Below are 2,333 nucleotides of genomic sequence, written 5' to 3'. Positions count from 1 at the left end.
TTACGGCATACGCCAGAAGTGTTTTCCGCTGACCGAGATTATTTAGTGAGCTAGTGAGCTGGTGTACTAGTGAGCTGGTTGGAGTCACTTACGGCATACACCAGAAGTATTTCCCGCCCACTGGTATTTACAGGCAGATGAGTCACTGGCGGCACTCACCAAGATTCTTCGCCTGCGGCTCAGAATGACCGTGCCCGGCGGGAAGTTCAGCGCGTACAGCCCTTGCCCACCCCTGTCTAAGGGGTGGGCAAGGGCGCAGCGAGCCGGAAGGGGTTAGCCCACAGGCGGCATTAAAAACTTATTGCCCGAAGGGCAATCCACAACCCTCAGCGCCTATGGCGCTGAGGCCCCCTGAGCGCCAGCGAACACAACCTTTTGCCCGAAGGGCAAAGTCCCTTCGCCCGCGGAGCGGGCGTTAACCTTCCCCTTTGAACCCTTTGAACCCTCACGCCCGGGGCGTGTCCATGGGCAATCCACAACCCTCAGGGGCAAAGGCCGCTGTCAAACCTAAGAACCCGACCGCCGCAGGCCGGCCAAACTTAAGAACCTCTTCCACAAACTTTTCCCTCACAACCCTTCTACACAACCTACGGCGAAGCCGTGCTCCTTTTGCGCTCAAAGGGCGCCCATACAATGAACCATATTCATTCTATTATGCTATAAACGCAACTATGCTTTACCTGTAATGATTCTTTTCTATTGGACTCTATTTCAGATTTATATGATAATGAAAGAAACATGTTCGTGAAGTAAATTTCATAGATTTTATCAAGACAGTCCCTTTTTCTGAAGTTTTCATTTTCCAGGCCCGACGGGCATGGGGAGGTGGATTTCATGATTCATGTGGCAGTGGTGAGCGATGAGCCGGATACCATGGGCATGGTCCGGCGGGTGTGCGGGCCCTTTGCGCGGGACCGCGGCCTGGATCTGTCTTTCCGGTCCTATGAGAACAGCTATGTGTTCCTGCAGGAGGCGGAAAACAGGAAGCGGCTTTTTGAAATCATATTTCTTGATACATCGGTGCGGGGCATGAATGCCCTGGATACGGCAGCGGCCCTGCGGAAGATGGCGGAGGCGCCGGTGCTTGTTTTCCTGTCCGCCACAGAAGGTTACTGCATGGACGCTTTCCGCGCGGGGGCGGTTCATTATCTGAAGACCCCTCTGGCGGAAAAGGACGTGGTGGAGGCGCTGGAGCGGGGATTTGCCTTTCTGGAGCGGGACTGGCACAGGAAGGTGGTTTTTAAAACGGCCGATGACCTGGCGGTGGTGGATCTTTCCACCCTGGAAGCGGTGGTGAGCGACGACCATCAGCAGCTCTTCTGCCTTGCAGACGGCAGGCAGCTGGAAGTCCGGGCCCGGATTTCCGAGGTGAGGGAGCGGCTTTCCGACGTTTCTCCCTTTGTATTCCTTTCGCCCTGCCGGGGCATCCTGGTGAACAGCGAGGCTGTGCTGCAGCTCACTCCCGCGCAGGTGGTGCTGAGGAGTGGCAGGACGCTCCCTGTGGCCAAAAGGAAATATACGGAGTTTAAGGAAGCACTGACCCATGTAAAGAGTCTGCTTTTATAAGAAATCTTATGTACTGCTTCGTCATGGGGCTCCTTACATAGCCAGCTATCTGCGTCGCCCTATTCCTGGCATTACATAAGATTTCAAGAAAAAAGCAGACAAAACATGAATCAGCGCTTCCTTGGAAGCACTGACCCATGTAAAGAGTCTGGGAAGGGAGGATTGAGCCGGAGACGTTTCTTTGCATATTTCATATAAGGATTGCAGAAAATCCTGTTTTCCCCGTGATGGGGCAGGGAGTATCATCATGAGAAAACGCGTGAAGAAGAGAAAAGGATTCATGATTCTGGAGCTTGTCATTGCGGTGGCTATTATCGGTGTGCTGGCTGCCATGGCGGTGCCCAACCTTATCGGCCTTACGGACGAGGCCAAGGTGGCGCGGATTCAGTCCGACCTGTCCGCCATCGGCACGGCGGTGGATGTGTACTACGTGAAGAACGGCGCCTATCCTTCGTCCCTTTCCGGTCTGGTGGGAAACAGCGGTGAGGGTTATCTGAAGAAGCTGCCGGATCCGCCGGATAAGTCCGTTACCTATGAACTGAAGGACAAGGGGGAAGTCATCGGCGCGTATAAAGGGAAGATTTATTCCTCCTTCGGCACCACTACCCAGGCTACGTGAGTGGGACAGTGAGGCTGATTTGTGGAAGGGTCTTCTTTTCCGGGAGTCATTTGCAGCAGATAAAGAGCGGTGGATGGCTGCGGCGGTTTTCCTTAGGGAAGCACTGATTCATTCGCAGAATCGAATTTCATATGAATTTTTATCCAAT

At 53.7% G+C, this 2,333-nt stretch carries 2 protein-coding genes; both read left to right on the top strand.

From position 1 onward, the window contains the following. Nucleotides 1-834 precede the first annotated feature (834 nt). Nucleotides 835-1,566 carry a LytR/AlgR family response regulator transcription factor gene (locus B2Y11_RS05525; RefSeq protein ID WP_291057129.1) on the top strand — a complete coding sequence of 244 codons (732 nt, stop codon included), beginning with the start codon at nucleotides 835-837 and terminating at the stop codon, nucleotides 1,564-1,566. 247 nt (nucleotides 1,567-1,813) lie between these two features. Then, nucleotides 1,814-2,185, top strand: coding sequence for a type II secretion system protein (locus B2Y11_RS05520; RefSeq protein WP_291057127.1), 372 nt, complete (start codon nucleotides 1,814-1,816; stop codon nucleotides 2,183-2,185). Nucleotides 2,186-2,333 lie beyond the last annotated feature (148 nt).

Source organism: Dialister sp. UBA1703, assembly GCA_002320515.1.
Taxonomy (GTDB): Bacteria; Bacillota; Negativicutes; order Veillonellales; family Dialisteraceae; genus Dialister.
This window is presented reverse-complemented; position numbering and strand designations above follow the sequence as displayed.

What these genes read in the sequence shown, in the direction of transcription:
- B2Y11_RS05525 (WP_291057129.1), top strand. Translation starts at nt 835, where the DNA reads ATGATTCATGTGGCAGTGGTGAGCGATGAGCCGGATACCATGGGCATG.
- B2Y11_RS05520 (WP_291057127.1), top strand. Translation starts at nt 1,814, where the DNA reads ATGAGAAAACGCGTGAAGAAGAGAAAAGGATTCATGATTCTGGAGCTT.